Raw genomic sequence first — 26954 nt, 5'->3', positions numbered from 1 at the left:
TTTTTCCAGTTTCTTACTGCCTTCTCACTTTTGAAATTTGCCTTCAGTAAAATCGTTGATTCATCCCTTCACGCAGACAACCTGCTTGAGAGTTGCCACAATTTCCACCAAATCAGATTGGTTTTCCATAACTTGGTCTATTGGTTTATAAGCACCAGGAATTTCATCTAAAACACCTGTATCTTTTCGACATTCAACACCTTTTGTTTGCTCTATCAAATCATCAAGAGTATAGACATTTTTTGCTTTATTTCTTGATAGCAAACGTCCTGCACCGTGAGAACAAGAACAAAAACTGTGGGCATGACCTTTACCTGTGACGATATAAGATTTTGCCCCCATTGAACCAGGAATAATGCCGTAATCTTCCTGTTGGGCGCGGACTGCACCTTTACGAGTTACATATACTTCCTCACCAAAATGCACTTCTTTTTCAGCGTAATTGTGATGGCAATTCACTTCTAATAAGGGTTTAGTTGCCTTTCCACCCGCCAAATGCTTTTCGATAATGTACTTGAAACGCGCCATCATCACATCGCGATTGAAACGCGCATAATCCTGCGCCCACTGCAAATCTCGCCAATATGCTTTGAATTCCGGCGTATTAGCTACAAAATAGGCTAAATCCGGATCGGCTAATTTATTACCTGCCATCTTAGCCAATTCCTTGGCTGTACTAATGTGGCACTGAGCAAGCATATTACCGATATTGCGGGAACCGGAATGCAACATCAGCCAAATTTGGTTTTCTGTATCGAGACAAACTTCAATAAAATGATTCAATTTGTTACTAATTGCTTGTTAAGCTTGCCAAGTCTCCACAGTCTCAGTTCAACACTGTTTCGACTTCTACCTAATACTTTCATCGAACGCTCAACCGAATGGGTAGTAATAAATTTATCTTCTTCAGGTGTCCAAAAATTTTTGTGGTTTTCATTACTCCCCAATATCACAGATGAAAGTTGCAATCGACCAAGACATTTCTGCTTGATTCTATACCTTCCGATTCGGTATAGTTCGGAGCACACTTTCATCCTAAATGATTTTAGGATGCCCAAGTCCCTCTGCTCTCTACGGGGCGTTTTACCGCTTCCCTCGGTATTAGCAATCTCAGCTTTCACCGATTTGGACGAGTTTTGATTACTGTATTACTACAGTAAGGGGCAATCTTTCACCCCCACCGAGAGAACCCATTTGTCTCATTGCTTTACCTTGCAAGTCTTGCACTCCTGAATGCAAGTCTTTGAAATCACGCCAGCGTTGCCAATTGGTAACACTTTTTTCTACATCTTTATTTTCATTGAAACCAGTAGGAATTGCTGCTTCAATATCTTGCCTAATTTTCTTTAATTTTCCTTCTAGTTGTTCACCCTTGAATGGAGTTTTAATTGCACCCATACCGCAACCAACATCTACACCCACAGCCGCAGGGATAATAGCTTCTTTTGTAGCAATTACAGAACCAACTAAAGCTCCTTTTCCTAAGTGAACATCTGGCATTAATGCCACGTGTTTAAATACAAATGGCAGTGATGCTACATTTTTTGCCATCTTAATTTCTTCTGAGCCTAAGGGGTGATTTGCCCAAGATAAAACTGGAGATGGAGTAGAAATTTCTAATTCTTCGTAAGGCATATATAAGATTTTAGTGGTTAACTACTAATAAAAACACAATTAACAATTTAAATCGCTTCCTTCTTTTTGAGAGGCAGTAATTTATGTATTGTTTATGTATTACAAATGTATTACTAAAGATAACAAATGTCAAGCCTATCCCTAAAGGAGGAAAGTATCTTTCGCACAGATATATTAAAATCTGTAAAGAAAATGACTGTAGTAAAAACAGTCATCGATTCTGAAACAATCCTATGGCAGTTCGTCAAGATACAATTTGGGAGCGTTTTTTGTCTCCTGTAGTACGTTATTTCATCGATGAAGAGGGGTTGCGGCGCTACGCTGAGAGTGTGGATTGGGAGAAGGAAAGCGATCGCTTCCGACGTGCTGATGTTACAGTTCCTGCTTACTACAGCACTCAAAACTTTCATGGCATTCAGGGCGGATATCTAAAATCTGGTGCGGCGGTTACCTATGACGCTGTTACTCAGTACGTGCTACCACCAAATGAGGTTTGGGTACGCCAGGCTTTAATTGATGCTGTCAAAGTACAGCCACGTCGCATTCTGGATTTAGGGTGCGGTACAGGATCGACAACATTAATGCTCAAGCAAACTTTCCCGGAAGCAGAAGTTATTGGTTTAGATTTGTCCCCTTATATGCTAGTAAGAGCTAGTCATAAAGCCGAAAGTGCAGCTTTGAATATTCACTGGCGACACGGTAATGCCGAAAAGACAGGTTTTGCTGGCGATTCTTTTGACTTAGTGACGGCTGCTTTGTTATTTCACGAAACACCGTCAAGAGTATCACAAGCAATTCTGCAAGAAAGCTTCCGATTGCTGAAGGTAGGTGGACAAGTACTGATTCTCGATGGTAATCAAAAGGCCCTAAGTCAGTTAGAATGGCTCAATGATGTGTTTGAGGAGCCGTATATTCGTGAGTATGCAGCTGGCAATATGGATGCATGGATGGGTGCAGCAGGATTTGAAGCAGTACAAACCCAGGATGTATGGTGGATACATCAAGTGTCTAGCGGCATAAAACCGATACCAACAGCAGAAGAAATTGCTGAAGTGAATATGCGGCAGTACACTTCTACACCAACAAACAAAACATTAGACAACAACGATTTGCAGGGCTTTCCCTCTCCAGCTTTCAATACAACGGCATGACTCTAAAGGCAGTTCTGTTTGATTTTAATGGCGTCATCATTAATGATGAGTCGATCCACGAACAACTGATTAAGCAAATCCTAATTGAAGAAAATCTTACTCTCAAACCGGGTGAGTACAAAGAAATTTGCCTCGGACGCAGCGATCGCGCCTGTGTGCGGGATATACTCAAAAATCGCGGTCGAGTTGTAAGTGAAGAATATTTAACTCAGTTGTTGCAAAAGAAGGCACATCTGTACGTGCAGGAATTAGAAAAGCTGGAAAAACTGCCTTTGTATCCTGGTTTAGATGATTTGATATTTCAAGTGCGATCGCGCAATTTAAAGCTAGCTTTAGTCAGTGGTGCAATCCGTAAAGAAATAGAACTTGTACTGGAACGTGCTAAATTAGCTCAACATTTTTGTGTAATCGTAGCTGGAGATGATATTACTGCTAGTAAACCAGAGCCAGACGGTTATTTATTAGCTGTGGAATACCTGAATCAAGCAGATCCCGAACTAAATCTTCAACCAAATGAATGTTTAGTAATAGAAGATACTCCCGCAGGAATTCAAGCAGCAAAACAAGCTGGGATGCAAGTAGTGGGTATAGCGAATACTTACCCTTTTCATATGCTTCAGCGTCAGGCAAACTGGACTGTAGATTATCTAACTGACTTAGAACTAGAACGGGTACAGGAAGTTTACCTACAGCGCCAGTGCCAACCTACAGCAAGTGAATGCTAGAATGGCTAATGGCGGAAAACACTGGCAGTTTGGGGAATTAGCTCAGTTGGTAGAGCGCTGCGATCGCACCGCAGAGGCCACCGGTTCAAATCCGGTATTCTCCATTTGTACATTAAATTGACGCCGACAATACTTTATCGATTCGAGGGATTTTTTTGGGATTGAACCAGTTAAGGTGTGCATCACACTACAATCATTAGGATGCGATCGCTGGTAGAAAGTTAAGGAGTAATCTATTACACTGCTGGGAATAAAATTTAGAACCTTGACAATTACATATTAGATCAACATTAAGTTTTCAATTGAAAAGCAGGAAGCATCCCAATTTTGACGTGATACCCTAGAAGGGTATCGCTACACAGACAAAGCCCACCTTCGTGGGCTAATATATTTCAGCCCGCCTATGTGGGTTTGGTTTGTATAGCCTCACCCTTCTAGAATGCAGGGCTTTTTGCAAAAACGGAATGCTGGCTGTGAGAATGCGATCGCATTTATTACTTTAGCGGCGAAAACTCGTGTCTACTCTTTGCGTCAATTCTCCCCGTTCTACCTTCACTAGGTTATCCCTTGCTGCAATCGTGAGGTACAGAGAAATCCCGCAATCAAATGCTGCCATTACTAACGCCGCCGATAAAGTTTTAGTTCCACCAGTGTAGTCAGCCATAATCTCATGGCTTGCTTCTTGCTGCAAATTGCGGATGAAAGCGTGAATCTTAGGATAGCATTCGCTTAAATCGTCTGGGTTTTGTACCAAAATTAAATCTCGTTGTTCTTGAAAGCGAGTTGCTGACATTACAGGTGGAACCAAGATGATGACTATGGCGCTAGCTATGACTTGTATTCCACCTAAGCGACGGATGCAGTATATGGATGCCCAACGTGACTGGCAAGGTAATCCATTGCCAGTTGGTGAAATTAACCCGATTGGTATTGAAGTTGCTCCCATTATTCACGGTAACGAATAGTTGAGGGTAGCGTAATCTTTACATCATCAGGGTGTGTGTTTTGTCACGCTACTCCATATCCTGTATACGGACGTTTATAAGGTGGCTGTAAGTCTGAACTGCAAGCGAAGAATATCTCGCCCGATACCTAAAGGAGATTTTTTATTTCGCCTCTGATTTTATACCTAACTACAAGTAGCAACTATTCGTACTTTCATCCCCATATGGGAATTAAAACGAGATAAAATACAAAAAAACATGGCTCAAACGATACCATGCCCCGACGCTCTCAAAAACAACAGGTAAATTTTTCGCGAGGGTATGGCGATCGCTCAAATACCTATTCTTTCTTTATCCCCCGCGAAACGCTTGCAGTGTTAAGCTTTGAGCAGTGTGTACGAGTAAGTTCTTCTCATTAAAGAGGGTTTATTGACAGCTAAATTAGCACCCCCGTGAAAATGTCACTTTCAAGAAACACTCTTTTACGGTTTAGGCGCTTCAAGCTCTCCAACTTTTGCAAGATTGCTATCTGTTTCTTGAATTTGCTCGGAATCTTCTTTTTGAATCCATAAAAATAGTATGGCAAACACGGGAAAAGGCAAAATATAGAAAATTAGGGGAATCATGATCCAGGGTAACCATGAAGCAGCATAGTCACCTGTGAGTTGTGTCATATCTACCATGATGTACTCCTCTACAATTCAAAATTGAAACTCCAACTTATCCAAAGTAAAATCAGTGGAATTAAAACGGTAGGTAGCTAACATTAACTGCTCCTCTCAGGATGGCATCCAAAGAGTCAAAATTTTCGAGTAGCAAATATGCAAATACTGCACCACCCATTGCACCAAGAAAAATTCCACCATTTAATTGACTCCATTCTTCACGACTTCTCAATGGTCTTAATGAGTCTGTGGAATAAGAACTATAAGAACCTTTCGGATTTCCTTGGAATGTTGTAATCGCAAAAATGGAAATTCCCAAACAAGCTGACACAGCTATATATATTGCAGTTATTAATCCACTGAGATTTGCTCCATGTGCTGATTCCCGTAAAGGGCCAATTACAACTTCTGGCCCGACAAGAAAATACCCATGAGCCATACCAATTTCAAGTCCTCGCATGAAAGGAGTTAACCCTTTACGATAGGCAGGTAAATTATTAATGAAAGCTCTAGCTAAAGGAGAATCATTAATAGGGGTGGATAGATTACCAAGACAAGGATCGCCTTTGAAGGGTTTTATTATATCTGTATCAACTGTATCAACCGTGTCAACTGTATTAGACATTATTAGTATCCTTTGTGTTGAACAGATTTGTTTTTATCTTAATTCCAAATATATCAATTATTGATTTTATCAAATCCATTTTTAGAGATTTTTAATAATAAAATTAACAATAATCTAAACAGAAATAGGAAAGTCTCTTGCTCAGTCAAGCAAGAGAGGAGGTCGAAACTTTATATTTTTAATAATTGGATTTTTGAAATATAAATAACAAATTATAATTTCAATTATTGAGATTTATTTATTAACTGTTGACAGCTAAAATTTAACTGTCAACAGTTGATTTATTGACCAAACTTACTTGCCGTTGAGGCAATTAAAAAGGCTCCGTAGGTAGCGATATAACCAACAGTAAAGTGAGTTAAGCCAACTAAACGAGCCTGAACAATTGACAAAGCAACGGGTTTATCTCTCCAGTAACCAAAGGATAGAGGTGTCTGTTCGTGCGCCCAAGCTAGAGTTTCGATTAACTCTTGCCAGTAACCCCGCCATGTAATTAGGAACATAAAGCTAACAGCCCAAGCTAAGTGTCCAAACAGGAACATCCAAGCCCAAACAGCTAAGTTACTAGTTCCGTAAGGGTTATAGCCATTAATCAACTGAGCGGAGTTTGCCCAGAGGTAGTCTCGAAACCAACCCATGAGATAGGTAGAAGATTCGTTGAATTGAGCAACATTCCCTTGCCATATGCATAGATGCTTCCAATGCCAGTAGAACGTTACCCAACCTAGAGTATTCAGCATCCAGAAGACGGCGAGGTAAGATGCATCCCAAGCTGAGATATCACAAGTACCACCCCTACCAGGGCCATCACAAGGAAAGGCATAGCCAAAGTCTTTTTTATCGGGCATGAGCTTGGAACCACGAGCATCCAACGCACCTTTTACTAATATCAAGGTGGTGACGTGCAAACCGAGAGCGATCGCATGATGAACATAAAAATCACCCGGCCCAATAGTCAAGAACAATGAGTTAGTGCCATTGTTGATTGCATCCAACCATCCCGGTAACCAGACATTGGCATGGTTAGGCCATGCTGTGAAAGCTATACTATCTGGGTTTGATAGTAGTGTGTTAAATCCATACAAAACCTTACCGTTAGCCGACTGGATAAACTGAGCAAACACTGGCTCAATCAAGATTTGCTTATCAGCCGCGCCAAAGGCTACTTCTACATCGTTGTGGACGTACAGACCCAAGGTGTGGAAGCCTAAGAATAGGCATACCCAACTTAGATGAGCAATAATCGCTTCTTTGTGCTTCAACACTCGCTCTAAGACATTACCTTTATTCTGTTCTGGGTCGTAATCTTTAATCCAGAAGATGGCTGCATGGGAAAATGCCCCCACCATTAAGAATCCGGCAATATACTGATGATGCGTGTATAATGCCGCCATCGTGGTAAAGTCCTTGGCAATAAAGGCATAAGGCGGCATGGAATACATATGCTGTGCTGTCAAAGAGCTGGCAACGCCCAGACACGCTAGTGCCAAAGAGAGTTGAAAATGCAGAGAATTATTTACTGTTTCGTACAGCCCTTGGTGGGGTAGATTAAATGGCCCTTCAACTTTTCTACCAAAGAAAGTCTGAGCGTCCATCATCTGTTTGATGTTGTGACCGATACCCCAGTTAGTGCGGTACATATGACCCGCAACAATTAACAAGACTGCGATCGCTAAATGATGGTGTGCCATATCCGTCAGCCACAGGGATTGCGTCTGGGGATGGAAACCACCTAAAAATGTGAGAATTGCTGTGCCTGCACCTTGAGAGGTATTAAATATATGCTGGGCGGTATCAGGATTTTGAGCGTATGCTGCCCAATGACCCGTGAAAAATGGCCACAAACCAGCGGGATGGGGTGGAGTAAACAAAAAGTTATCCCAACCAACGTGTTGACCGCGAGATTCAGGAATGGCAACGTGTACTAAATGACCAGCCCAAGCTAGGCAGCTAACACCAAACAAACCTGCTAAATGGTGATTTAAGCGAGCTTCTGAATTTTTGAACCAACCCAGATTCGGACGAAATCTAGGTTGTAAATGCAACCAGCCTGCAAACAACCAAACTGCCGCTAGCAGAATTAGGAACAATGCGCCAACATACAATTCAGTATTTGTCCGCAATCCGATCGTGTACCACCAGTGGTAGACGCCAGAATAGCAGATATCTACAGGGTTTCTCGCTCCTGCTTGGGTAAAAGCTTCAATCGCTCCCGGCCCAAATTGAGCATCCCAAATCGCGTGGGCAATAGGACGCACATGCACAGGATCTTTAATCCATACCTCAAAATTACCTTGCCAAGCAACGTGGAACAAAATCCCCGACGCCCACAGAAAGATAATTGCTAGATGACCAAAGTGAGAGGCAAAAATCCTTTGATAGAGATTTTCCTCCGTCATCCCATCATGACTTTCAAAATCGTGAGCAGTGGCGATCGCATAGAAAATACGTCGCGTTGTCGGGTCGCTAGCAAGGTCTTGGCTAAATTTTGGGAATTTAGTAGCCATAATTTAGATAGCCGTTTTGCTTGTCAATTTATTGTTTTTTGTCATTAGTCATTAGTTCTTTGTCATTTGCGAATCACTAATGACTCAGGACTACTATCCAAGTGCCGTCATTCGTGCCAGGAAGAAAGCCCAAGTAGTAACAATTCCTCCTAAAAGGTAATGAGCAACTCCTACAGCCCGACCGTGAATGATGCTCAAAGCGCGAGGTTGAATAGCTGGGGCAACTTTCAACTTATTGTGTGCCCAAACTATCGATTCAATCAGTTCTTGCCAGTAGCCACGACCACTGAATAAGAACATCAGACTAAAGCCAAAGACAAAGTGTCCGCCCAGGAACATTAAACCGTAAGCCGAAAGTGATGAATTGTAAGATGTAATCACCTGTTGTGATTGCGCCCAAAGAAAATCACGCAACCAACCGTTATTCGTAATTGACGAAGTCGCAAAGTTTCCACCAGTGATGTGAGTAACCACCCCATCTGCTCCTACCGTCCCCCAGACATCTGACTGCATCTTCCAGAAGAAGTGGAAAATCACCATACTCAGAGAGTTGTACATCCAGAATAGACCCAGAAAGACATGATCCCAAGCCGATACCTGGCAAGTACCACCCCGTCCTGGCCCGTCGCAGGGGAAGCGGAAGCCTAAATTAGCTTTATCTGGAATTAAACGGGAACTGCGGGCAAATAAAACCCCTTTCAGCAGTACGAGAACAGTGACGTGAATTGTAAAGGCGTGAATGTGGTGAATTAAGAAATCTGCTGTACCCAAGGTAATGGGCATCATTGCCACTTTCCCAGCTACAGCCACTACACCACCACCGAAAGCATAGCTGACAGGCTCGTGCAAATTAGGAGCTGCGGTTCCCAATCCTGTTAGTTCTAGATTTCGCAAGCCGCCAAAAGCATGACCCAAAGGTGCAGCAACTTGCAGAGCTGGATTACCTACAGTCATCGTATGGATGTGTTGCAACCACTGGGCAAACACTGGCTGTAGTTGAATCCCCGTATCCGAGAACATATCTTGAGGACGACCAAAAGCCCGCATGGTGTCGTTGTGACAATACATAGCAAAGCTATGGAAGCCAAGGAACTGACACACCCAAACCAGGTGAGAAATAATTGCATCCCGATGGCGTAGTACCCGATCCAGCACATTATTGTAATTTTCTTCTGGCTCGTAGTCCCGTACCATGTAAATCGCTGCGTGGGCTGCCGCGCCAACTATCAGGAAACCCCCAATCCACACATGATGAGTGAACAGAGATACCACAGTTGCATAGTCTGTTGCCAAATAGGGATAGGGTGGCATCGCATACATATGATGGGCGATGATAATGCTCAAAGAACCCAACATTGCCAAATTAATTGACAGTTGAGCGTGCCAGGAAGTCGTCAGAACTTCAAATAGACCCTTATGACCAACAGGCCCGATAAAGCTCAAGAACGGCAGCATATTTGGAGTTCTGGCATCATCCAGCATTTCTTTGATACTGTGACCGATACCCCAGTTGGTACGATACATATGACCGGCAACGATGAACATTACCGCGATCGCCAAATGATGATGTGCAACATCTGTTAACCACAAGCCGCCTGTGACAGGGTTAAGACCACCCTTAAAAGTGAGGAAGTCAGCAAAATGTCCCCACTGCAAGGTGAAAAAAGGCACTACACCCTTCACAAAACCCCAATCTACACGGGGATACAACTCGTTCATCAAACTGGGATTCAAGATGAACTCGTGCGGCAAAGGAATATCCTCAAGAGCTACTCCAGCATCTAACAGCTTGTTAGTTGGTAAAGAAACATGGATGAGGTGTCCTGTCCAACCCAACGAACCCAAACCCAACAGCCCAGCCAAGTGATGATTTAACATCGACTGGGTATTCTGGAACCACTCCAGTTTGGGAGCGCGTTTGTGATAGTGGAACCAACCAGCAAACAGCATCAGCGCTGCCATCACTAAACCACCAATTGCAGTGCAGTACAATTGGAATGTATTAGTAAAACCAGCAGCACGCCACATTTGGAAAAGCCCAGATGTGATTTGAATGCCGTAGAAACCACCACCCATATCTCCATTCAAAATTTCTTGGCCAAATATCGGCCAAACAACTTGAGCGCTGGGTTTAATACCAGTTGGGTTTGTCATCCAAGCTTCAAAATTGGAAAAGCGAGCACCATGAAAATACATCCCGCTTAACCAAAGAAATACCACCGCTAGATGTCCAAAATGGGCAGCAAAAATCTTGCGCGATATATCTTCTAAATCGCTAGTATGAGTATCGAAATCGTGGGCGTTAGCATGTAAGTTCCAAATCCAGGTTGTGGTTTTGGCACCTTTGGCAAGGGTGCGGTCAAAGTGTCCTGGTTGCGACCACTTCTGAAAAGAAGTTGCTACTGGATCGTTATCAACTACAACCCTCGCCTCTTGCTCTCGCTCTGGCGTAAGAGTCATTGAACTCTCCCTCTTCTATTAAAGAAATGAGAACTTTGCTCTACTCAAAGTAGTTGTATTTAAGTTTGTTGTTAGTTGTTCGTTGGGGGATTAACTATTAGCTACATAACCCTTGGAGTAGAGAATAAGCAAAAAAAATGAAGAACTGATGAAGGAAGCTAGTTTTTAACAAAATATTACATTTTTAATATTTCCAATTTAGTATTTCAGCTACTTGTTGAGCCAGAGTCATTAAATCAAAAGGTTTAGCGATCGCAGCCCTCACCCCAAGTTTTACCATTTGGGATATCTCTCCATTCACTAACGTTGTTAATAAAATTACAGGGATATGATAGGTTACAGGGTTGCTCTGCAACTGTTGCAAGGTTACAGATAAATCCTGTTCGCAGACGAATGCGTCCACATCCATGAGGATGACATCGAGTTTCTCTGTCTCAGTTTTAACAATCGCTTCATAACTGGATGCTGTTGTCAGCACTTCCCAGCCTGCCTCTGTTTCCAAACAAAGCTGGGTTAACTCCCGAATAACGTTTTCATTTTCAATTAGTAAAATGCGCCGGGTTATCACTGCTAAGATTTACCTTTCTGCCTCAAATTAGCTGGCAGATATACAATTCCAGCTTCTTGTAGAGTAGGCAAAAAATCTGAATAATCAATGAAGAGAGTCAGCCTTTTGGAGCATTTACCTATAGAAATTTAGTTTCACACCAACCTTGCCAAAATCTGTACAATAAATGGTTGGGTCTGCAATTAAAAGTTTTTACTCGTTGGAGACAAAAAACATGACCCCGTTAGAATTTCAGGATTTCCACGTTGCAACTAAGTGTATAACAAAACATCTGCTTATACAGGGTAAATACCGAGAATACTTTGTAATCACTGAGACTATTGACAACATTGATTGCAACATAACATTAGCACCTAAATCTGATACCAAACTTCAGGTAAGTTATGCACAGGAGATGTTTTTATGAATAGGCGGCAACTGATGCAGACTGCGTTGGGCGGTTTAGCCGCCGCAATTCCAGTGAAAGTGGCGGGTGAGGAAGGGAGCGGGGTATTAAAGACTGTAAAGCCCAAACCTGCCACTGCAAACGACGCCCGCAGTTTTCCGAAAGGATTTGTCTGGGGAACCGCTACCTCAGCCTACCAGATTGAAGGCGCTGTTAAGGAAGATGGTCGCGGCGTATCTATTTGGGATCGGTTTGCACACACACCTGGCAAGATATTTGATGGAAGTAACGCGGATGTTGCCGTAGACCACTATCATCGGTACAAAGAAGACGTGCAGTTGATGAAGGCGATGGGGACGAAGGCGTACCGCTTTTCCATCGCCTGGCCCCGTATATTCCCAGAGGGCAGGGGCAAGGTGAATCCAAAGGGTCTCGATTTTTACAATCGTCTCGTAGATGAACTACTCGCCAACGGTATCGAACCATTTCCGTCCCTCTATCACTGGGATTTGCCCCACACTTTGCAAGAGCGATATGGTGGTTGGGAATCTCGCGAAACTGCTCTGGCGTTTGCCGATTACGCGGGTTACGTCACCGAAAAACTGAGCGATCGCGTCCAACGCTTTTTCACACTCAACGAAATCCGCACGTTCGTAGATCGGGGACACGAATCCGGCATCCTCGCACCAGGATTTAAACTGCCGCCTGCCCGATTGAATCAGGTTAGGCATCATGCAATTCTCGCCCATGGTCTCGCAGTTCAGGCGATTCGCGCCAAGGCGCGTCGGGGAACCAAAGTGGGGCCAGCAGAAAACATCTTCGCTGTCGTACCCATCATTGAGACACCAGAACATATCAAGGCGACCGAGATTGCCATGCGCGAGCTGAATGCAGGTTATTTGACCGCCATGCTAGAAGGTCGTTATACCGATGCGTATCTCAAAGCGGCAGGAGCGGATGCACCCAAATTCACCTCCGAAGACTTGAAAGCCATCGCTTCCCCGATAGATTTCGTCGGCATCAATATCTATACGCCGGATTATTACATCAGTGCTAGTAACAAACCTCCTGGTTATCAATCCCTTCCGTTCAACAAATCTCACCCACGAATGGTTTCGTCCTGGCATCGGCTCGGCCCGGAAACGCTATATTGGGCACCACGTCTTTTGCAGAAACTGTGGAATGTGAAGGAAATTTACATCACCGAGAATGGATGCGCTACCAGCGACGAAGTGGCTAAAGACGGCCAAGTATATGATAGCGATCGCATTATGTTCTTGCGTAGTTACTTGACGCAACTGCAACGCGCAACCTCTGAAGGAGCGCCCGTGCGCGGCTATTTCCTCTGGAGTTTGCTGGACAACTTTGAGTGGGTTGCTGGTTACGCCCAACGCTTCGGAGCGATCTATGTGGATTATACGACGCTGAAACGCACGCCGAAATTAAGCGCATCGTTCTATCGAGAAGTAATCGCTCGAAACAGTGTGATGTAACGGGTGCAGTTTCCGACGTCAGGAAGGTTGGCAACGTTACTAGCTACTACACGCAATAAACTCACACCGACTTACCAACCAATGCCTGTAGCACTTGATCGGATAAGGTAAAAGGATCGTAGGGCTTGGTAATGACTGCCGCAATCTTGAGTTGAGTAAACTGACGTTGTTCGGCAGCTTGTGCTTTTGCTGTGAGCAAAATTACCGGAATATTCTTAGTTTGAGGATTTTTCTGGAGGTTTTGCAAGGTTGTCAACCCATCCATATCTGGCATCATTACATCTAAGAGAATGACATCAGGTTGTTCGGTAGCAGCTTTGATTAAACCTTCTCTACCGGAAACTGCTGTTAGAACTTCCCATTCGCCAGCTATCTCCAAACACATCTGTGTAGTTTCTCGGATATCCTGTTCATCATCAATAATCAAAATACGTTTTTTGACAACTCCTCGTCCGATTGGATCGGGGATTCTTGGTTCGTCGGGATAACTCATGCTACTTGCCCTCCCCAAAATTCACCGCGATGTGCCCCACCGCTGTATACCCACGTTGCAAAACTACCTGAGCAGCAGCTACATCTCGATTGGTTTCATACCCGCATTCAGGGCATTTGTGAACACGCTCTGACAATAATTTCTTACCAGTATGTGTTTGACACCGTGGGCAGGTTTGACTCGTCCCATTTGCATCCACTTTGGCAAAGAACTTATCTTGCTTCAAACAAACATGGCTGAGAATACTGAGGAACTGCCCAAACCCTGCATCAAGCGTGTGTTTGCATAGTATCCCGGCTGACATTGCTTTCAGGTTCAAATCTTCAGCAAATATCATTCCAGCGCGATCGCACAATTGATGGGCAGTTTTAAAATGAAAGTCTTTACGTGTATTCGAGATGTATTCGTGGTGTTTGGCAATCCGGTGTTGCAATTGATGCGATTTCCTGGAACCCTTGTTTTTACGCTTCAGTTGACGCTGCAGCAATTTCAGCTTGCGTTGCCCATCCACAAAAAATCGAGGTCTAGCAATCAATTGTCCATCGGAAGTTGCTAAAAAATGTCCCAGCCCTAAATCAATTCCCAATCCATGCCCAGAAGGTGAAGGTTGAGGCACATCAACATCAAGCTGCAAAGTGAGCATGGCGTAGTATCCAGACGCTCTTTTGACAACACGAATTTGCTTGACTTCAAACCCTTCAGGAAGAGAACGCGATAGATGCAGTTTTACCCACCCAATCTTAGGTAGGTTGACTTCATCGTTCCCGTCATCTCTGCGCATCACCTCCAAGTTCAATTGAGGAAACACTATGGAGCGCATCCGCTTCTTGAAGCGAGGGAATCCATGCCCACGTTCCCACATCGCAACAAACGTCGCTTCTAATTGCCGTAGCACTTGCTGCAATACATGGGTGTGAGGCAGTTTTAATTCAGGAGATTTCTTCTTTGCTTGAGCTAATGACTTGCATTGCCGCGCAAAGGTTGGTCGTGGTGTATCAGGAGAAATAATATACTCGTGCTTGATACTGCACGAATTGAGTTCGCACTTACGAGAATTACCCCAATCCTTTCGCTCACGTAACGCAAAGTTGTAAACCTTGCAACAAATCTTTAGCCAAAGGTCTAGTGTTTCGCGTTGCGCGTCGGTGGGAATGAGCTTGTACTCATAAGTTAGATTCAGCATACAACCATGATAAAACCAGTCTGAATAAATAGGTATGCGTTTATTCAAAAAAATCCATGTTGAAGAAAAGCCGATCATTTAACTACTAATCGCTAACTAATAGGTAAGGTGAAATAGAAGGTGCTACCCTTCCCTAAACTGCTCTCTGCCCAGATTTTGCCTCCATGCTGTTGGATGATACTGCGACAAATCGCCAATCCCAAACCAGTACCGCCTTGATGACGAGAGTTAGAAGCATCGACTTGCTGAAAGCGGTCAAAAATTGTCTCTAGTTTATCTTCAGGAATACCTCGCCCTTGGTCTTTGATTTGGAATAACAGATAGGGGCTAGGAGAAGTGATAAGTTTATTTTCTTCCACATCACCCACTTTCCTCACTTCCCCTTCTTTTTGAAGCTCAACACTTAGCCAGACAGTACTGCTTGGAGGCGAAAATTTAATGGCGTTGCTGAGTAAGTTAGTAATTGTCTGGATGATGCGGTCTGGATCTGCCCATAATTGTACCGATGCTGGTGTCAGTTCTAGGTGAATTTCTGCTTTCTCAGCCATTGCTCGCATTTCATCCACAGCCTGAATCATCAAGTCTGCGGCGTTACAATTCTGTTTGTGCATCGTCACTTTGCCTGAATTGATGCGCTCAATATCAAGGATGTCATTGATCAAACGTACTAAACGGTTGGTGTTATCAAAGGCAATTTCTAACATCCGCTGACTTTTTTCGGGTTGATTGTTTAAGGAACCTCGCGCCAACAAACCTAAAGCACTGCGAATTGAAGTTAGAGGTGTTCGCAATTCATGGCTGACAACAGAAACAAATTCATCCTTCATCCGTTCTATTATTTGTCGTTCGGTAATATCCTTAAAAATAACTACAGCACCGACAATTGTTTTTTGTTCTCGAATCGGTGTAGAGACATACTCAACTGGAAATTTTGAGCCATCGCGACGGTAAAATATGTCGTCAGTGATATGCTGTACTGTCCCATCTTGTAAGGTGGCATAGATGGGATTGTCTTCAAAAAAATAACGGATACCGTCGGGTCGAGAATGCTTAACAATTTCGTGCATAAACAGATTAATTAGTTCTTTGACTGTATATCCCAGCATTCTTGCTGCTGCTGGATTCACAAAAGTGATTTTGCCCTGACAATTTAAACCGTAAATTCCCTCGCCAGCTGAATTTAAAATTAACTCGCTTTGCCGACTGAGGCGTTCTAGTGAGGCTTGTGTTTGCTTGCGATCGCGAAGTGCGCGTTCTCGTTCGCTAATTTCTTGCAACAATCGCCGATTGGCTCTTCGTAACTCTGCTGTTCGTTCGTGGACTCGTTGCTCTAATTCGGCATTCAATGCAGAAATTTTTTTCTCAGCCTGCTTGCGCTCTTCGATATCGCACTGCAAGTCGGCATTGAGAGCATGAACTTGCTGATACAGTTGATATTGATGAATTGCCATGGCAAAGTGGCTAGCCAAAGCTTCGGCAAGTTCAATTTCTGTGGCTTTCCATGGTTGAGCTTGACCCCGCTTCAATTCTCGCCATGTTTCAAAGGATATAATTGGATACAGATGTCTTTGATCGTTGCGGTCTGGCCGTCGCGCCCAGATAGTTTCTATGTCAATTTCATCACGAAAAATACTTAAGTAACCTAAAAAATGCTGTCGATACTGCAAGCCAATAATCAGTAAACTGCGAATTCCAGCCCCCAAAAACATCTGCGCTAAATCTGATTGCAGTGCCGCTTGATACAAATCATCAACAGCCCAAACTTGCTTTCCCTCTGCAACAGTTGCTTCCATTCTTAACCATTCTCGCCAGCTAGGATGTTCTTCGAGGAGATCGGGAACTGGGGAATTGGGGGAAGATTGTTCTCCTTGTTCGTTTCTGCTGCTGTTGTCTTTAACAGCAGAAATCGGCTGTTTACCAGTAGTGAACAACTGTGTTTTCTCAGCAGGGTTTTGGGGTGTGATACAAATTCTGCCGCCCGCACCTTGTAGGGCTGATACAGTTAACTCTAGTGCTTGTTGCAGTTGCATCTCAGTCATAGAGTGTAGCAGCTTGGCAACACGATTAATTGTGGCTTCTTGTTGGGCTTGAAGGCGGCTTTGCTCTAAGAGGATGGCTTGAGCGATCGCAATTGATAATTGATCTGCCACTAACTGCACTACCTGTAATTCTTGCTCTGTGACTTGACGTGGCAAACTATGATGGGAAACTAACAAACCCCATAAATGCTCACGATGCAAAATTGGCACGACTAAAGAAGATTGCACCCCCATTGAGGTGAGGTATTTCACATGACAAGAATCTACAGATCGAAACCGAATATCATGTTTGAATTCGATGAATTCGTCAGCTTCTAGAACCGGACTCAGTCCGATCTGTTGCGCAGCTACATCTACAATTGAGCGCTGACGAGCCAACACAAATAACTCACGAGCTTCAGATGGGATATCCTCAGCCGGAAAGTGTTGCCCTAACAAAGATGGCAAGCGTTCTTTATTCACAGACTCTGCTACAACTTCACCACTACCATCTGGATCAAATCGATATATTTTAACGCGGTCAGTCTCCAAAAATCCACGGATTTCGGCAACAGTTACTGACAGTATTGCTGGCAATTCTACAGATTGACGAATGCGATTCATCATCCGATGTAGCAAAACTTCCAAGGAAGTGATTTGCTTTTCACCAGCATTGCTAGTGTCATTTAACGCCTTTGAATGGGGATTATTCGATGGCATCATCTAAAACATCATGGCGAAGTATTTTCTCTAGCTCTGCAAACGCAGGCTGCTGTATTTCTTGCTTCAAGGCTATAACCAAATCGCACAAATGTAGCACTTGATTTTGATTAATGCTCATTTGCGATCGCAACATCAGTTCAACTTCAAAAGCCAAACGCGAACCTTTGCTAAAACCAAAGATGCCCAAAGCTCCCGCCAGTTTATGTGCTGCTTGTTGTGCTTTTTGTCTTAATTCGTCGCCCAGGTTGTTTTCTAGTAATGCTGCGGTGGCTTGCTCTAAAATCATGATGCGATCGCAACTCTTAACTTTTAGCTTCTCCCATAATTTAGTTAAGGCTGCTTTTGTTTGTTGTATACCATTATGTAAATCTTGAGTCTCATAACATAAATCTCCTGCCTGTTGTTTTGTATTCGATTTCGCGCCATTTAATCTGTGATTTTCTTTTGTCTTTTGTGACAATTTTTGAGAAGATGTAAATACTTTCAAGCGATAACCTAAACCATACACCGTTTCAATAAAATCACTTTCCGCTCCTGCTTGTTTAAGTTTTTGTCGCAAACCTTTGATATGAGCCGTAACTGTATCCTCTTGGGGGGCTTCTTCTGTGGCCCACAAGTGTTCTAAAATGTCGCTGCGGCTAAAAACTTGATGTCCGTTGCGAAGAAAAAGCTCTAGCAAACGATATTCCTTGGGAGTTAAATTGAGGAGATTAGTGTTATAACTAACTTCACATTTACTAGGATCGAGACGCAGATTTTCCCATTCCAAAACCGTTTGGATGGGTGAATTCCGCCGTCGCAATAAAACCCGAATTCGAGCTAATAATTCTGACATATCAAAAGGTTTAACAAGATAATCATCCGCTCCAGCATCTAATCCCATCACTTTATGAGTGCTAGAATTTTGCGCTGTTAATAGCAGCACAGGAGCCTGATAATTATGAGAACGTAACCTTTGACAAAGCTGAATACCGTCCAACTTCGGTAGCATGACATCCAACAAAATTAAGTCATAGTTGAAAGCCTCTACAAGCTCCCAGCCCAATTCCCCATCATTTGCAACATCGACAACATAATGGTGATTCCCAAGGATCTTTTCTAGAGTATCCGCAATGCACTCGTCATCTTCTACTAGTAAAAGTCTCATGAAATATCGCCCTGTTAGTAATTGGAATATATGGAACCACACGCTTGGGTTTTAGGCTTTAACAGTTATCAGTTTTTTCACTGTTCACTGATTTAGCCGATTACTCAAGCGTGATATTCGCAATTAATTCAGTTGACTTTTCTGTTCATCTTGTGATGATGTTAAATAAATAATTTAAGAGAAAGCTAAACAGGGAATACTCACCTTTTTATCTTTCACTTGTTAACAAGCAGCGTTTCAGAATTGCCATGCGACTGCTCCGCAATCTTTGGAAAAGCTAGGACTACAAAATGAATGTATGTTGTTAAAATGCGTCAGCTACAAATTGATTCGGAGATAACCGCCAAAAATCAAAATCAGAGGAATCAAAAAATTTGGTTAATAAAAAAATAACTGATTGCTCACAACAAATGTTACTAGCATTGCCCCATTCTAGAAGAACTGAGCTACTAAATATATTTTGTTTGAGATTAACACTCATTATTAACAGATATCTCACAAACTTAGTTACTTAGCTTTAATAATATTTACGTTTATTTACTTATTTTTATAAATTCTAGAGTACTTTTTTACAGATCCCCGACTTCTCTAAGAAATCAGGAATCTCGTTTTGTAACGTGTCAAGGCAAAGTCACCATTAAGGTTCTGACTGCGAACCACTATCTAAAACCTGCTCAAATTAACTAATCAACAAGTAGTTAGTAAAGTTTTGTAAAGGTTACTTATTTCTTCATTAGTTTTTCATATTTTTTCACTATTGTGCTTTTCATAAATCTTGAACAATATTTTCGTCGTAGCTGATGAAGGTTTGACTGCAAATATATAGCCCATCGCCTCTAGTGTGAGAGTGCGCTGCGATGGAAACTCCTGCCCATTCCGTAAGGATGTATTAAGTATGAAGCTAGAGTCAGATCATGTAATTGCAACCTCAGATAGTAGCGATTACACTTCTGAGCCAACAGCAAACAAACTCTCAAAAAGACGCAAAAAAGTTAATTATTGGGAAAAATTTTGTTCATGGGTTACCAGCACAGAAAACAGATTATATGTTGGCTGGTTTGGTGTATTGATGATTCCTTGCGTCTTAACAGCAGCAACTGTTTTTATCATCGCCATTATCGCCGCTCCTCCTGTAGACATGGATGGCATAGGTGTGCCCATTTCCGGTTCAATACTTTCTGGAAATAACATTATCACTGCTGCTGTTGTGCCAACATCGGCTGCAATTGGTCTGCATTTTTATCCAATTTGGGAAGCTGCTTCTATAGATGAGTGGCTTTACAATGGCGGGCCATATCAACTGATTGTGCTGCATTTTTTGATTGGCATCATCGCCTATCAAGATCGGGAATGGGAACTGAGCTACCGTTTGGGAATGCGTCCGTGGGTTTCTTTAGCATTTACCGCTCCCGTCGCCGCATCCGTTTCAGTGCTGTTAATTTATCCAGTTGGACAAGGTAGTTTATCTGCGGGAATGCCTTTAGGAATATCTGGCACATTTCACTTCATGTTGCAGTTTCAAGCCGACCACAACATCTTGATGAGTCCTTTGCATCAGTTAGGAGTGATTGGGGTTTTGGGGGGTGCTTTTGCGGCTGCAATGCACGGTTCCTTAGTCACATCTACCCTCATTCGCAGTCATAATCACAGCGAGTTTGAATCAATTAACAAAGGGTACAAACTTGGTCAACAACACTCAACCTATAATTTTAGGTCTGCCCAAGTTTATTTATGGCACTTGATATGGCAGCGTGTTAGTTTTCCTAACTCTCGCAAATTGCACTTCTTCTTGGCAGCTTTACCAGTAGCAGGAATTTGGTCTGCGGCTTTAGGTGTAGACATTGCTGCTTTTGACTTTGATTACTTGCAATTTCATCAGCCTGAGATCAAAAGCCAAGGGCAGATTATTCACACTTGGGCAGACACAATTGATTGGGCTTCTTTAGGGATAAAAGTTTTAGATGAACGCCATATTTATGACTTCCCTGAAAACTTAACAGCAGGTGAAGTAGTGCCTTGGAAATAGGCATCTTGAATTTTCAATTTGGAATTTTTTATGACTACTATTTCCACACGACCAACAAGCCGTTTCCCAACTTGGGACAGGTTTTGCAACTGGGTTACTAGTACCGAAAATCGCCTGTATATTGGCTGGTTCGGTGTCTTGATGATTCCTCTGCTAGGAGTTTCTATCTGCGTCTTTACGATCGCCTTTATTGCCGCTCCCCCAGTGGATATTGACGGCATTCGCGAACCAGTATCTGGTTCACTACTCTACGGCAACAATATCATTACTGCTGCCGTAGTTCCCATGTCCAACGCGATTGGATTGCACTTTTACCCCATTTGGGAAGCAGCTTCTATGGATGAATGGCTCTACAATGGCGGGCCATACCAGATGATTGGTTTCCATTACATTCCTGCCCTTGCTTGCTACATGGGGCGTGAGTGGGAATTATCATACCGTCTGGGAATGCGTCCTTGGATTGCAGTTGCTTACAGCGCTCCTCTTGCTGCGACAACTTCAGTATTCTTGATTTACCCCATTGGACAAGGTAGCTTCTCTGATGGACTGCCTATGGGTATCAGCGGCACTTTCAATTTTATGTTTGTGTTCCAAGCCGAACATAACATTCTCATGCATCCCTTACACATGATTGGAGTTGCTGGAGTCTTGGGAGGTTCGTTGTTCTGTGCAATGCACGGTTCGCTAGTGACATCTAGTCTCATTCGTGAAACGACAGAATTAGAATCGCAGAACTACGGTTACAAATTTGGTCAAGAACAAGAGACCTATAACATTGTTGCAGCGCATGGTTACTTTGGTCGCCTAATTTTCCAGTACGCCAGCTTTAACAATAGCCGTTCCTTGCACTTTTTCCTTGCAGCTTGGCCGGTGATTTGTATTTGGGGTACTGCTATAGGCATCAGTACAATGGCGTTTAACTTGAATGGCTTCAACTTTAATAATTCCATCCTTGATTCCCAGGGACGCGTACTTCCCAGTTGGGCTGATGTTTTGAATCGGGCAAACTTAGGTTTTGAAGTGATGCACGAACGGAATGCTCATAATTTCCCACTAGATCTTGCGTGTGGTGAAGCTATTCCTGTCGCAATCACAGCGCCTTCCATCACTGCCTAGTTGGTTTTCAGTTGTCAGTTTGATTCCTCCCTGACAACTGAACCATTTCCTAATCAATTTGTTGTTAGTTATTGGTGGTTTGTTGTTTGTTACGTATAACCACTAACTACTAACCACTGTACGGGTGGGTTTAAAAGATAAATTGTCGGTTTTAACCCAAAAATCATCAACAAAACCCGCCCCTACTACTAACCACTAACTATTGTACGGGCGGGTTTAGAAGATAAATTATCCATTTGAACGGCAAGATTATCAACAAAACCCGCCCCTACTAACTAAAAATTCAGGAGTAATTTATGAGCGTCGTCACCGAATTAATTCTCAATGCTGATAGTGAATCTCGTTATCCTGCTCCTAAAGAGCTAAGAATTTTTCAAGACTTTGTCAAAACAGGAGACCAACGTATTCGGATTGCAAAAATCTTGGCAGAAAATGAACAACTAATTGTGCAACGTGGTAGCCAAAGATTCTGGGAACGCTGTCCTAATACTCCCAGTAATAGTGGTAACGAGCGGAAAACAGCTTCCTGTCAGCGCGATCAAGGTTGGTATGTTCGCTTAGTTGCTTACTCAGTCTTGGCGGGTAGTGAGAAACCCTTGGAAGAAATAGGGACTGTTGGCATTAAAGAAATGTACAACAATTTAGAGATTCCACTCAGAAATATAGTGGAAGCAATGCGCTGTATTAAAGAAGAAGCTGTATCCATGATGAGTGAGGAAGATGCTGTTGAGGTAGGCCCATATTTTGACTACATAATTAGAGCTTTGTCATAGAAAAGATGAGCCGATGAAAAATGAAGTATGAAAAATAAAAGATAAATTTATACTTCATTTTTCGTCTTTTCTTAAAAATTTATTACTCCGATTACTTGAAAACTCAAATTAAGGACACAAGGTTATGCAAGACGCCATTACTTCTTTGATTAATTCTTCTGATGTTCAAGGCAAATACCTGGATAACAATTCTTTAGACAAGCTACAACATTACTATCACACTGGTGATATGCGAGCGCGTGCTGCTACTACGATTAGTGCAAATGCTAAAACTATCGTTACTAAAGCAGTAGCTAAATCTCTGCTTTATACAGATATCACCGCTCCTGGTGGCAATATGTATACTTGTCGTCGTTATGCTGCTTGTGTTCGAGACTTAGATTACTTTTTACGCTATGCTACCTACGCCATGTTAGCTGGTGACCCCTCAATTCTTGATGAGCGAATTTTGAATGGTTTGAGGGAAACTTATAACTCTTTGGGCGTTCCCATTGGTGCAACTATACGAGCAGTACAAGCAATGAAGGAAGTAACTAATAGCATGATAGGTGCAGAAGCAGGTAAAGAAATGGGTGTCTATTTCGACTACATCGCCTCTGGTTTGAGTTAAAGACCAAAATCAGTAATCAGTGAACAGTAAACAGTTATCAGTATATTTGTCTGTCTATTAATAACTGATAACTGATAACTTGTAACTGATTACTATTAGCAATTAACAATTCTTTATTACCAATGAGTATTATTATAAAATCAATTGTGAATGCTGATCGCGAAGCTCGATATCTCAACGCTGGTGAGTTACGCGCAATTCAAGAATTTTATGAAGGTGGAGTTTCTCGGCTAAATCTTGCCGTGACTCTGACGGAAAATGAAAAAGAAATTGTAGAAAAGGCAAGTCTAAGATTTTGGGAACGCTGTCCAAATACGCCTAGTAATAGCGGCAATAGAATGTATCGGAATTCATGCTTGCGAGACCAGAGTTGGTACATTCGTTTGATTACTTATGCTGTAGTAATGGGGGATGTAGAGCCTTTAGCAGAAATTGGCACTATTGGAGTTAAAGAAATGTACGACTCTCTAGAAATTCCTCTACCCAATCTAGTAGAAGCAATTCGTTGTCTCAAAGAAGTATCTTTAGACTTATTTACCTTAGAAGACGCTGCCGAGGTAGCACCTTATTTTGACTATTTGATTCAGAGTTTGATGCCTTGATTGGTCATTGGTCATTAGTCATTAGTCATTTGACAGAGGACAAATAACAAAGGACAAAGTTAAATGAGTGCTAAAGCAAGTAGTAATAGTTCAGTTGCTCATTCACAACAATATCAAACTGTACCTATTGCAGTTATTTCACAAGCAGAACAACAAGACCGCAGTTTAAAGCGTACTGAACTTCAAGAACTCAATTCATTTTTTAGTTCTGGTAATAAGCGTTTAGAAATTGTAGAAACGCTAACTAAAAATGCAGACGAAATTGTATCTGTGGGGGCAAATCGGATTTTTGTTGGCGGTTTTCCAATGGATTACTTGGAAAAACCCCAAGATCCTTTAGGATTACCTGGTTCTGGTTACTATGTGGGTGAGGATTTCCTGAGTGCAGCTCGCAGAAATGGTTATGTTCCGGATAAGGAACGGGTAAATTTATTACCAACGCCAAGATTTTTCAATCCTTTAAGCGGTTGGTGGGAACAAGCACGTACCCTCTTCTCTGATAGAGAGCCACTTCCAGAGGGTTTCCGTTTTATCAATATTTCTCGCTACGGCCCGACGAGAATGAAACGGTCTATGCGAGACTTAGCGTGGTTTTTACGGTATATTACTTTTGCAATTGTTGCTGGTGATACTAGTATTTTGTCAGCTAATGCCAGAGGCTTACGCGGAGTCATTCCAGAAGATGTAACAGATGCTACTGTCGTTGCTCTGAAGGAAATGCAACGTCAATCTCTCAGCTACTTTGCAAATGATGCTGAGGCGCAGGAAATTATCAAGCACAATTTTGAAGTATTGATATCAGAATACCTTGTGGAAAAACCTCCAGTTCAAATTAGAATTGGAGTTAACAATGAGCAGCAAGGTTTGGTATTGCCTCAAAATTATGCGATCGCCTCCCAAGCGCGACTCAAATATGTAATGAAGTCGGTTTTACCAGAGACGGAAAAGCAAGCTGTAATTAAAGCTGCCTATCGGCAAGTTTTTGAGCGTGATGTTACTGCTACTTATGGTTTCGCTGTAGATGAATTGGAGTCCCAAGTTAAGGGTGGACAAATTTCCATGAAGGAGTTTGTTCGTCGTTTGGGTAAATCTCGCCTCTACCGCAGACTTTTCTGGGAACCGTATACTATCAGCCGCGTGATTGAGCTGGCAACGCGTCACTTTTTGGGACGGGGATTGAGTTCCCTCGAAGAGTTCCAAGCATACTTTGCTGTAGTTACCAAAGGTGGTTTACCTAAACTAATTGATACTTTAGTAGATTCCCAAGAATACGCTGACTACTTTGGCGAGGAAACAGTACCATATCTGCGTGGTTTGGGACAAGAAGCTCAGGAGTGCCGTAATTGGGGGCCGCAGACAGATTTGTTTAAGTACAGTGCTGCTGTTCACAAAGTACCCCAATTTGTGACCTTGTTTGGCAAATATACTAAACCTTTACCCAATCAACATCCTTACGGTTCTGGTAACGACCCCCTCGAAATTCAATTTGGTGCAATTTTCCCCGTAGATACTTTACCTGCAACGACTCTCCACAGTCCTGCACCCTTTGGTAAAGATAACCGCCGCATTCTGATTAGTTCTAATGGCTTGGGACAAGTCCCAGGCACTTTGGGAAGGGTAATCAAGTTAGATCATCCAGAGAAGTTACATACAATATCTCTGGTGAATGGCAAACAAGCACCACCCAATATCAGCCTTACGAAAAATTCCTTGCCCGCAGTGATTCAAGGAGCCTATCGGCAGGTATTTGGGCGCGATGTCTTTGAAGGTCAGCGTATAACAGTCGCAGAATCAGCGCTACTAAGTGGTGCAATTACGATGCGGGAATTTATCCGCCAGTTAGCCAAATCTAAATTATTCCGCAGTATGTTTTGGGAACCACTGTACGTAACCAAGGCGATTGAATACATCCATCGGCGCTTGTTGGGTCGTCCTACCTACGGGCGACAAGAAATGAATCATTACTACGACATCTCTGCAAATCAAGGCTTTTACGCACTGATTGATGAAATGATCGATAGTCCAGAATATATGCAAACTTTTGGGGAAGATACGGTTCCTTATGAACGTTATGTTACACCCAGAGGTTTTGCAATGCGATCGCCTAAATCATCTTACGCTGTAAATCTGTCGGCAAAATCTTTGCTGTCGTCACCATCAGAATTAGACAGGTTTGTTCCCAGCCACCGCAACGGACAAACACAAACTTTGTCAGAGTTGGTAAATGGGTGTGAGACTAACCTCCAAGAACAAAAGCTCGAACCAGAATTAACATACGTGCAAGCTGCTCCAGTGATTGAGTCGGAAAGTGAAGACAGCTATATCAATCCTGTCTAATTGGGAAAAATTTGGTTTTGGCGATCGCCCGGAGGCAACAGCCCACCATCTCGTTACCAGGTTGAACCTGGTAACTAAAACTAGAGCCTCTGGCTCTTATAGAAATTTGATTTTTAACGAGCAACCACACCAGACGCAGAGAGCGCAGAGTTATGAAATAGGGATAAGTAGACGAGGTTAATAATCATTAAATCCAAAATCTAAAATCCAAAATCCAAAATCGATATGAGTCTCGTAAAGCAAGTAATTGAGAACGCTGACGAACAAATGCGCTATCCTACTCCCGGAGAAATCCGCATGATTCAAAATTTTTGCCATTCGGGAGATAAACGGATTCGCATTGCTACAGCTTTGGCTAGTAACCAAAATAGGCTTGTAGAAAAAGCTAGTCAAAAATTCTGGAAGCGGTGTCCGGTAACACCCAGTAATAGCGGCAATATGAGGAAAACAGCTTCCTGTCAACGTGATCAAGGTTGGTATATCCGTTTAGTTGCCTATTGTGTTTTGGCAGGGAGTGAGCAGCCATTAACAGAAATTGGCACAGTTGGAATGCAACAAATGTATGAATCTTTAGGAATTCCACTTTCTAATTGGGTTGAGGCAGTGCGCTGTATTAAAGAAGAAGCTCAAGCACTGCTTGGTGATGAAGATGCTGCGGAAGTCACCCCTTATTTCGACCATATTATCCAAACCCTCTCCTTTCCAGGCGCTCCTTATTTTATGAATGATGGTCGGTTGGATTGGTGAACAAAGTTTTTTAGCAAAAGG

The 26954-nt window shown here is 42.7% G+C and carries 22 protein-coding genes, 1 tRNA gene and 3 pseudogenes; 14 read left to right on the top strand and 12 right to left on the bottom strand.

Annotated features, from left to right (window positions below; all coding sequences use genetic code 11):
* Positions 1-60 precede the first annotated feature (60 nt).
* Together U2718_RS04430 and U2718_RS04425 are read right to left on the bottom strand one after the other, a co-directional pair.
* Positions 61-780: pseudogene (locus tag U2718_RS04430) on the bottom strand (RtcB family protein); the annotation flags it as partial.
* A 393-nt stretch (positions 781-1173) separates the two neighbouring features.
* Positions 1174-1635 (bottom strand): annotated as a pseudogene (locus U2718_RS04425) (RtcB family protein); the annotation flags it as partial.
* A 233-nt stretch (positions 1636-1868) separates the two neighbouring features.
* On the opposite strand from U2718_RS04425, the gene U2718_RS04420 reads away from it, so the two are divergent.
* The 3 genes from U2718_RS04420 to U2718_RS04410 all read left to right on the top strand — a co-directional run bounded on the left by U2718_RS04420 (position 1869) and on the right by U2718_RS04410 (position 3615).
* The gene (locus U2718_RS04420; RefSeq protein ID WP_341995433.1) at positions 1869-2786 is read left to right on the top strand and encodes a class I SAM-dependent methyltransferase; all 918 of its coding nucleotides are present in this window, start codon (positions 1869-1871) and stop codon (positions 2784-2786) included.
* A complete protein-coding gene (locus tag U2718_RS04415) occupies positions 2783-3511 on the top strand; it encodes an HAD family phosphatase (RefSeq protein ID WP_341995431.1) in 729 nt (242 codons plus the stop codon). The genes U2718_RS04420 and U2718_RS04415 overlap by 4 nt, the downstream gene beginning before the upstream one ends.
* A gap of 31 nt (positions 3512-3542) precedes the next feature.
* Positions 3543-3615: transfer RNA gene (locus U2718_RS04410), tRNA-Ala, on the top strand.
* 395 nt (positions 3616-4010) lie between these two features.
* On the opposite strand, the pseudogene U2718_RS04405 reads toward U2718_RS04410, so the two are convergent.
* Positions 4011-4292, bottom strand: a pseudogene (locus U2718_RS04405) (hypothetical protein); the annotation flags it as partial.
* Positions 4293-4320: 28 nt separating this feature from the next.
* On the opposite strand from U2718_RS04405, the gene U2718_RS04400 reads away from it, so the two are divergent.
* Together U2718_RS04400 and U2718_RS04395 are read left to right on the top strand one after the other, a co-directional pair.
* Entirely contained in the window at positions 4321-4476 is a 156-nt protein-coding gene (locus U2718_RS04400) for a hypothetical protein (protein WP_341995429.1), read from the top strand.
* A gap of 254 nt (positions 4477-4730) precedes the next feature.
* Positions 4731-4874 (top strand): hypothetical protein, encoded by a 144-nt coding sequence (locus tag U2718_RS04395; RefSeq protein WP_341995428.1) that lies wholly within the window; start codon positions 4731-4733, stop codon positions 4872-4874.
* Positions 4875-4937: 63 nt separating this feature from the next.
* Here the strand turns inward: U2718_RS04395 and U2718_RS04390 are convergent, their stop codons facing one another.
* From U2718_RS04390 to U2718_RS04370, 5 genes are all read right to left on the bottom strand, one after another.
* Positions 4938-5138: a photosystem I reaction center subunit VIII gene (locus U2718_RS04390; RefSeq protein WP_016873408.1), complete on the bottom strand. Its 201-nt coding sequence runs from the start codon at positions 5136-5138 to the stop codon at positions 4938-4940.
* 61 nt (positions 5139-5199) lie between these two features.
* Positions 5200-5745, bottom strand: coding sequence for a photosystem I reaction center subunit XI (locus tag U2718_RS04385; protein WP_341995426.1), 546 nt, complete (start codon positions 5743-5745; stop codon positions 5200-5202).
* 281 nt (positions 5746-6026) lie between these two features.
* On the bottom strand, positions 6027-8252 hold the full coding sequence (gene psaB / locus U2718_RS04380; RefSeq protein WP_341995424.1) for a photosystem I core protein PsaB: 2226 nt from the start codon (positions 8250-8252) through the stop codon (positions 6027-6029).
* Positions 8253-8345: 93 nt separating this feature from the next.
* Positions 8346-10712, bottom strand: coding sequence for a photosystem I core protein PsaA (psaA, locus tag U2718_RS04375; protein WP_341995422.1), 2367 nt, complete (start codon positions 10710-10712; stop codon positions 8346-8348).
* A 184-nt stretch (positions 10713-10896) separates the two neighbouring features.
* On the bottom strand, positions 10897-11280 hold the full coding sequence (locus U2718_RS04370) for a response regulator (RefSeq protein WP_289792953.1): 384 nt from the start codon (positions 11278-11280) through the stop codon (positions 10897-10899).
* Between the two features lie 402 nt (positions 11281-11682).
* Here U2718_RS04370 and U2718_RS04365 point away from each other — a divergent pair, with 402 nt between their 5' ends.
* Complete coding sequence (locus tag U2718_RS04365) at positions 11683-13158, top strand: GH1 family beta-glucosidase (protein WP_341995419.1); 1476 nt, start codon at positions 11683-11685, stop codon at positions 13156-13158.
* A gap of 61 nt (positions 13159-13219) precedes the next feature.
* On the opposite strand, the gene U2718_RS04360 is transcribed toward U2718_RS04365, so the two are convergent.
* From U2718_RS04360 to U2718_RS04345, 4 genes are all read right to left on the bottom strand, one after another.
* Positions 13220-13651 carry a response regulator gene (locus U2718_RS04360; RefSeq protein WP_341995417.1) on the bottom strand — a complete coding sequence of 144 codons (432 nt, stop codon included), beginning with the start codon at positions 13649-13651 and terminating at the stop codon, positions 13220-13222.
* Position 13652: 1 nt separating this feature from the next.
* The gene (locus U2718_RS04355) at positions 13653-14834 is read right to left on the bottom strand and encodes a transposase (protein WP_341995415.1); all 1182 of its coding nucleotides are present in this window, start codon (positions 14832-14834) and stop codon (positions 13653-13655) included.
* A gap of 92 nt (positions 14835-14926) precedes the next feature.
* A complete protein-coding gene (locus U2718_RS04350) occupies positions 14927-17572 on the bottom strand; it encodes an ATP-binding protein (protein WP_411813229.1) in 2646 nt (881 codons plus the stop codon).
* A complete protein-coding gene (locus tag U2718_RS04345) occupies positions 17559-18722 on the bottom strand; it encodes a response regulator (RefSeq protein WP_341995412.1) in 1164 nt (387 codons plus the stop codon). Before U2718_RS04345 ends, U2718_RS04350 begins: the two co-directional genes overlap by 14 nt.
* Before the next feature lie 895 nt (positions 18723-19617).
* Between U2718_RS04345 and U2718_RS04340 the strand changes: the two genes are divergently transcribed.
* The 8 genes from U2718_RS04340 (at position 19618) to apcD (U2718_RS04305) (ending at position 26933) form a co-directional block, all read left to right on the top strand.
* Positions 19618-20748, top strand: a complete 1131-nt coding sequence (locus U2718_RS04340) for a photosystem II q(b) protein (protein ID WP_341995410.1) — start codon at positions 19618-19620, stop codon at positions 20746-20748.
* Positions 20749-20778: 30 nt separating this feature from the next.
* Complete coding sequence (gene psbA, locus U2718_RS04335; RefSeq protein WP_276751469.1) at positions 20779-21864, top strand: photosystem II q(b) protein; 1086 nt, start codon at positions 20779-20781, stop codon at positions 21862-21864.
* A gap of 296 nt (positions 21865-22160) precedes the next feature.
* Entirely contained in the window at positions 22161-22637 is a 477-nt protein-coding gene (gene apcD / locus U2718_RS04330) for an allophycocyanin subunit alpha-B (RefSeq protein WP_341995409.1), read from the top strand.
* A 124-nt stretch (positions 22638-22761) separates the two neighbouring features.
* Entirely contained in the window at positions 22762-23247 is a 486-nt protein-coding gene (gene apcB / locus U2718_RS04325) for an allophycocyanin subunit beta (RefSeq protein ID WP_341995408.1), read from the top strand.
* 122 nt (positions 23248-23369) lie between these two features.
* Positions 23370-23849 (top strand): allophycocyanin subunit alpha-B, encoded by a 480-nt coding sequence (gene apcD, locus U2718_RS04320; protein ID WP_341995407.1) that lies wholly within the window; start codon positions 23370-23372, stop codon positions 23847-23849.
* A 63-nt stretch (positions 23850-23912) separates the two neighbouring features.
* A complete protein-coding gene (locus U2718_RS04315) occupies positions 23913-26186 on the top strand; it encodes a phycobilisome rod-core linker polypeptide (RefSeq protein WP_341995406.1) in 2274 nt (757 codons plus the stop codon).
* Positions 26158-26367, top strand: coding sequence for a hypothetical protein (locus U2718_RS04310; protein WP_341995405.1), 210 nt, complete (start codon positions 26158-26160; stop codon positions 26365-26367). The genes U2718_RS04315 and U2718_RS04310 overlap by 29 nt, the downstream gene beginning before the upstream one ends.
* Positions 26368-26411: 44 nt before the next feature.
* A complete protein-coding gene (gene apcD, locus U2718_RS04305; RefSeq protein WP_289792942.1) occupies positions 26412-26933 on the top strand; it encodes an allophycocyanin subunit alpha-B in 522 nt (173 codons plus the stop codon).
* The last annotated feature ends 21 nt before the right edge of the window (positions 26934-26954 follow it).

The organism is Chlorogloeopsis sp. ULAP02, assembly GCF_038404745.2.
Taxonomy (GTDB): Bacteria; Cyanobacteriota; Cyanobacteriia; order Cyanobacteriales; family Nostocaceae; genus Chlorogloeopsis.
This window is presented reverse-complemented; position numbering and strand designations above follow the sequence as displayed.

Bases quoted from the DNA above. Each gene is read 5' to 3' on its own strand.
- U2718_RS04420 (WP_341995433.1), top strand. From the start codon at position 1,869: ATGGCAGTTCGTCAAGATACAATTTGGGAGCGTTTTTTGTCTCCTGTA.
- U2718_RS04415 (WP_341995431.1), top strand. From the start codon at position 2,783: ATGACTCTAAAGGCAGTTCTGTTTGATTTTAATGGCGTCATCATTAAT.
- U2718_RS04400 (WP_341995429.1), top strand. From the start codon at position 4,321: ATGATGACTATGGCGCTAGCTATGACTTGTATTCCACCTAAGCGACGG.
- U2718_RS04395 (WP_341995428.1), top strand. From the start codon at position 4,731: ATGCCCCGACGCTCTCAAAAACAACAGGTAAATTTTTCGCGAGGGTAT.
- U2718_RS04390 (WP_016873408.1), bottom strand. From the start codon at position 5,138: ATGGTAGATATGACACAACTCACAGGTGACTATGCTGCTTCATGGTTA.
- U2718_RS04385 (WP_341995426.1), bottom strand. From the start codon at position 5,745: ATGTCTAATACAGTTGACACGGTTGATACAGTTGATACAGATATAATA.
- psaB (WP_341995424.1), bottom strand. From the start codon at position 8,252: ATGGCTACTAAATTCCCAAAATTTAGCCAAGACCTTGCTAGCGACCCG.
- psaA (WP_341995422.1), bottom strand. From the start codon at position 10,712: ATGACTCTTACGCCAGAGCGAGAGCAAGAGGCGAGGGTTGTAGTTGAT.
- U2718_RS04365 (WP_341995419.1), top strand. From the start codon at position 11,683: ATGAATAGGCGGCAACTGATGCAGACTGCGTTGGGCGGTTTAGCCGCC.
- U2718_RS04360 (WP_341995417.1), bottom strand. From the start codon at position 13,651: ATGAGTTATCCCGACGAACCAAGAATCCCCGATCCAATCGGACGAGGA.
- U2718_RS04355 (WP_341995415.1), bottom strand. From the start codon at position 14,834: ATGCTGAATCTAACTTATGAGTACAAGCTCATTCCCACCGACGCGCAA.
- U2718_RS04350 (WP_411813229.1), bottom strand. From the start codon at position 17,572: ATGCCATCGAATAATCCCCATTCAAAGGCGTTAAATGACACTAGCAAT.
- U2718_RS04345 (WP_341995412.1), bottom strand. From the start codon at position 18,722: ATGAGACTTTTACTAGTAGAAGATGACGAGTGCATTGCGGATACTCTA.
- U2718_RS04340 (WP_341995410.1), top strand. From the start codon at position 19,618: ATGAAGCTAGAGTCAGATCATGTAATTGCAACCTCAGATAGTAGCGAT.
- psbA (WP_276751469.1), top strand. From the start codon at position 20,779: ATGACTACTATTTCCACACGACCAACAAGCCGTTTCCCAACTTGGGAC.
- apcD (WP_341995409.1), top strand. From the start codon at position 22,161: ATGAGCGTCGTCACCGAATTAATTCTCAATGCTGATAGTGAATCTCGT.
- apcB (WP_341995408.1), top strand. From the start codon at position 22,762: ATGCAAGACGCCATTACTTCTTTGATTAATTCTTCTGATGTTCAAGGC.
- apcD (WP_341995407.1), top strand. From the start codon at position 23,370: ATGAGTATTATTATAAAATCAATTGTGAATGCTGATCGCGAAGCTCGA.
- U2718_RS04315 (WP_341995406.1), top strand. From the start codon at position 23,913: ATGAGTGCTAAAGCAAGTAGTAATAGTTCAGTTGCTCATTCACAACAA.
- apcD (WP_289792942.1), top strand. From the start codon at position 26,412: ATGAGTCTCGTAAAGCAAGTAATTGAGAACGCTGACGAACAAATGCGC.